The following is a 4,535-nucleotide window of genomic DNA, read 5'->3' as shown; positions in this document are numbered from 1 at the left end:
GCATGGTTGGATGGTTTCACCGTCCACGTCTTGCTGAGCGAAGTCGAAGCATCTCTGAGCACTCCGCGTCATGCTGAGCAAAACCAAAGTATCTCAGGGCGTTGCGGTCGAACCTCGAAGAGGTTGAACTATGCTTAACCGAGGGTGATGCGAAGCGTCACCTTCGGCAAGAACGATTCCACATCATTCCGACCCCAGCGGGGTCGAATAAGGTGAATGCCAGGAGGTTCGACCCCTTCGAGGTCGCTTAGGGATAGAGCGTTGATACCGCAGGTGCCGCTTCGCGTCACCAGCCGGTTACGCATCGTTGGACGGCTTCACCGTCCACGTCTTGCTGAGCGAAGTCGAAGCATCTCTGAGCACTCCGCGTCATGCTGAGCAAAACCAAAGTATCTCAGGGCGTTGCGGTCAAACCTCGAAGAGGTTCAACCATGCTTAACCGAGGGTGATGCGAAGCGTCACCTTCGGTAAGAACAACCCCTTATCATCTCGACCCCAGCGGGGTCGAATAAGGTGAATGCCAGGAGGTTCGACCCCTTCGAGGTCGCTCAGGGACAGAGTGTTGATACCGCAGGTGCCGCTTCGCGCCACCAGCCGGTTAAGCATGGTTGGATGGTTTCACCGTCCGACGCGTCATGCTGTTTCTCTTCACGTTATCGAGCCTCGAAGAGGTTCAACGTCCTGTAACTGCGGGTCGGAGCGAAGCGAGGCCTGCAGTGTTCAAGCATACGATGCACCGCTTTATTGATTAGCTATTTTTTTTAAACCATTCTTCCCACTATACCACAAAGGTAGGAGCTTTCGGGTAGTTTTACATTCTTTATAGGAGACTATTTTTATAAATGATTTTCAGGAAATTATTTTCTGATTTTATTTGGTCGTTCTGAAATTATATCTTACATTTGCAGTATCAAATCAGATGAGTTGGTTTGACTAAATTATTATTCATAATAAAAAGTTTTTTTTGATGGCTAAACAAACTAAAAAGAAAGAAACGCCAAACGTATTGCTGCCGGCCATGAAAGGCATCGAAGAAGTATTGGTAAGAAATGAACAGATTGGGTTGGATTGCCGAATGGCAGGCGAACAACTTTGGAAGCAAATTGACACGCACGGCGTGGACGAGATTGCGGCGGACGAAGTACGTGCGTATATGTTTCGCGCGGCGAGCGAAGTGCAACAGATGATGGCGACGCGAAAGCCCTTCACCGACCGCTTACGGGCTGTATGCGCGCAATTTACGGCGCTCGAGAACGCGATCGACCCGAAGAAGGAAGCGTCGCCCGCGCATCGGTGTCACCGCGCACTGACGGCCTATTTGAAGTCGAAACGCGCCGCGGCGGAAACGACACGCAAGCAGCTGGAAGAGAACTTGGTGCGCTCGCAGAAGCGGGTCGAATCGCGCAAGGGTTGGAACGAGGCGCAGCGCGCGGCCGCCCTCAGTCGCGCCGAGGAGCGATATGCCGAAGGTATTCGTTCGCTCTCGCAGCAAACGGTTGAAGTAGAGCTAATTCCGCGCCCCGCGTCGCCCGAAGGCTACGTCGAACTCTTCAAGTTCTGGTGGGAGAACGTAGGGCAAAACCTCTCCGCCGACGACCTCGACCGCATCTTCCATCCCATGCTGATGTATGCGAAGAAGCAGGCGGCCAAAGGTATATTTATTCACAATGAGTTTGTAAATTATATGGAGGAACCTAAAGTAGCGTAAAGTATGAATAAAAATTTGACAATTAAAATCGGGAACAAAAAGGAAGAAAAGACGGAAAATCAATTCATGCAGATTTCCGTGCGTGATAACAAATTGAAAGCCATTATCAATGTATACAACCCGGAGAATAACGATGCCTATCAGGCTGTTTATCGAAATGAAGATCCTATACATGAAGAATTTATGTATATAATGCATGGATTGATATTTCATGTAGAACAATTGGTTGGAGCCGAAATTCCTAATTTGATAGTCGAGGGCTATTACCGCCAACCGAGTGGCGACGCCGAGTTGCTGACCATCTATGCCGCCATTCGTAGCGAGCGGGTGTGCAGGCTGAACTTCGCCGTCCGCGTGCATCTCGGTGCCGAGGATTATCCGTACATGGACCGGCTCCTGGACGACCTCGCCTGCTGCGAGGCGGAGGCGTTGAAGTATATCCACGAAGGCAAACGATTTGGATGTGAAATGTTTATACAGTTTGCGGCGTGAAGTAAAATGATGTAAAACAACTGCACGCAGAGGACGCAGACAGGCGCAGAGGACCGCAGATTTTCTTTTTAAGGAAGATAAAAGCGGTCGCGTCAGCCCAATAAAAAATCTGCGTAAATCTGCGCTTTAGTCTGCGACGTCTGCGTGCTTTAATACCTACAAAATGAATCATAAATTATATAAAATAGATTGCGGCTTACAATACGAAGCAGCCGCAAAGGTGTTCTTTGATTTGGTAGAAGGCTGGCGGAACGCCCGGAATTACCGCACGCGCCTGCCCCGCGAACATGGATATTTTTACGATACAAACAGTGAGCAATGGATTGCGTTCGACAACCGCACGCGCGAGTTTTTCGTGGAGAGGTTCGACACCGAACGCGAGGCAATTAAATTCCTGACCGATGGCCCCAACGATCTCCCTGCTTGAACGTGCAATCCTGAAATATACAGGATTAGAAACGGTTCCGGAATATCGTTTCCATCCGACGCGCGAATGGCGGTTCGACTTTGCCGTCCCCGCGGCGCGCGTCGCCATCGAGGTGGAGGGCGGCATCTGGAACGGTGGCCGCCACTTTCGCGAAGAGGGTTGGCGTCGCGACCTGGAGAAATACAATGAAGCGGCGGCGTGCGGTTGGCTCGTCATCCGCACCATTCCGACGGAGCTACTGAAGGTGCAGACGTTGCAGTTGATTGTACGGGCAATTCGCAGTCGTTTGCAGTAAATTGATAATATTATGGATGGTATTATGGCACACAGACGGCACAGATTCGACAGATGACTGCAGATTTACAAGGTGAACACAGAGAAGTTCGACCCCTTCGAGGTCGCTCAGGAACAGGAGATTGATACCGCAGGTGCCGCTTCGCGCCACCAGACGGTTAAGCATCGTTGGACGGCTTCACCGTCCTGCGTCGCACCGATCGAAATCGAAGTATCTCTAAATACCCTCGCGTCACTCGAGCAAAACCAAAGCATCTCAAGGTGTTGCGGTCGAACCTCGAAGAGGTTCAACCATGCTTAACCGAGGGTGATGCGAAGCTTCACCTTCGGCAAGAACGATTCCACGCCATCTCGACCCCAGTGGGGTCGAACAAGGTGAACACCAGGAGGTTCGACCCCTTCGAGGTCGTTCAGGAACAGAGCGTTGATACCGCAGGTGCCGCTTCGCGCCACCAGACGGTTAAGCATCGTTGGACGGTTTCACCGTCCACGTCTTGCTGAGCGAAGTCGAAGCATCTCTGAGCACCCCGCGTCACTCGAGCAAAACCAAAGCATCTCAGGGCGTTGCGGTCGAACCTCGAAGAGGTTCAACCATGCTTAACCGAGGGTGATGCGAAGCGTCACCTTCGGTAAGAACGATACCCACAATCCCGACCCCAGCGGGGTCGAACAAGGTGAACACCAGGAGGTTCGACCCCCTTCGAGTTCGCTCAGGGACAAGACTTTGATACCGCAGGTGATGCGAAGCGTCACCTTCGGTAAGAACGATACCCACAATCCCGACCCCAACGGGGTCGAACAAGGTAAACGACAGGAGGTTCGACCCCTTCGAGGTCGCTTAGGGACAGGACTTTGATACCGCAGGTGCCGCTTCGCGCCACCAGACGGTTAAGCATAGTTGGACGGCTTTACCGTCCTGCTTTATGAAAGATTAATTTAAGAAATAATCATTAAAGAAACGAAGAATATGGCAAGACCCAAGAAAAAAGGACTGGATTATTTTCCGGTTGATACAGACATATTTCAGGATGTAAAGATCCGTCGGTTGATTCGTCGACACAAACAGGCTGGTTTTCTTTTGTATATGCAGCTCTTATGCGACATTTACCGTCATTCTTTTTACATCCAATTGACGGACGACTATTGTTTCGATTTGGCAGAACAATGGAATCTGACGGAACGCGGTGTGAAGACAATGATCCGTTCTATGATCGAATTTGGATTATTCTACAATAATTTACACCGGAAGGATATTTTAACATCTTGCGCGATACAAGAAAGGTACTTTATGGTTAAAGGTAAGAATATCAACTTAGAAGATGGTGAAAAAGAGTTGCTTTTAACATCCATTTGCGCGGAAAAACCCGGGGTTTTGGATGCGAAAAGTACACAAAGAAAAGAAAAGGAAAGAAAAGAAAAGGAAAATATTTCTACTTCTACTACTGCGCGCGAGAGTGAAAATTTGGAGCCAACGGATTATTCATTTAATGGCAAATGCGCCCGTTTGCGCAAAGATTTGCTAAAAGATGAGGAATGGCTCTACTCGGTGTCTGTTTTGAGCGGAAAAGGCGGGAAAACGGTGTTAGAAAGGCTGCCGGGAGCGATGGAGCTTTT

At 49.9% G+C, this 4,535-nt stretch carries 5 protein-coding genes; all 5 read left to right on the top strand.

Annotation, left to right across the window (positions count from 1 at the left end; all coding sequences use genetic code 11):
- Nucleotides 1–967 precede the first annotated feature (967 nt).
- Complete coding sequence (locus tag B5F77_RS15195; protein WP_087332292.1) at nucleotides 968–1,708, top strand: hypothetical protein; 741 nt, start codon at nucleotides 968–970, stop codon at nucleotides 1,706–1,708.
- 3 nt (nucleotides 1,709–1,711) lie between these two features.
- On the top strand, nucleotides 1,712–2,200 hold the full coding sequence (locus B5F77_RS15190; RefSeq protein WP_087332290.1) for a hypothetical protein: 489 nt from the start codon (nucleotides 1,712–1,714) through the stop codon (nucleotides 2,198–2,200).
- A 163-nt stretch (nucleotides 2,201–2,363) separates the two neighbouring features.
- Nucleotides 2,364–2,627 (top strand): hypothetical protein, encoded by a 264-nt coding sequence (locus tag B5F77_RS15185; protein ID WP_087332288.1) that lies wholly within the window; start codon nucleotides 2,364–2,366, stop codon nucleotides 2,625–2,627.
- Nucleotides 2,602–2,922, top strand: a complete 321-nt coding sequence (locus B5F77_RS16075) for an endonuclease domain-containing protein (protein ID WP_239446392.1) — start codon at nucleotides 2,602–2,604, stop codon at nucleotides 2,920–2,922. The genes B5F77_RS15185 and B5F77_RS16075 overlap by 26 nt, the downstream gene beginning before the upstream one ends.
- Nucleotides 2,923–3,888: 966 nt before the next feature.
- Nucleotides 3,889–4,535: DUF4373 domain-containing protein (locus B5F77_RS15175; protein ID WP_087332286.1), on the top strand; the 647-nt coding region annotated here is incomplete at its 3' end.

The organism is Parabacteroides sp. An277, assembly GCF_002159645.1.
Taxonomy (GTDB): Bacteria; Bacteroidota; Bacteroidia; order Bacteroidales; family Tannerellaceae; genus Parabacteroides.
Note: the sequence above shows the minus strand (reverse complement) of the source record. Positions and strands in the feature narration are given on the sequence as shown.

Excerpts from the sequence above, each read along its gene's own strand:
- B5F77_RS15195 (WP_087332292.1), top strand. The coding sequence starts at position 968 with ATGGCTAAACAAACTAAAAAGAAAGAAACGCCAAACGTATTGCTGCCG.
- B5F77_RS15190 (WP_087332290.1), top strand. The coding sequence starts at position 1,712 with ATGAATAAAAATTTGACAATTAAAATCGGGAACAAAAAGGAAGAAAAG.
- B5F77_RS15185 (WP_087332288.1), top strand. The coding sequence starts at position 2,364 with ATGAATCATAAATTATATAAAATAGATTGCGGCTTACAATACGAAGCA.
- B5F77_RS16075 (WP_239446392.1), top strand. The coding sequence starts at position 2,602 with ATGGCCCCAACGATCTCCCTGCTTGAACGTGCAATCCTGAAATATACA.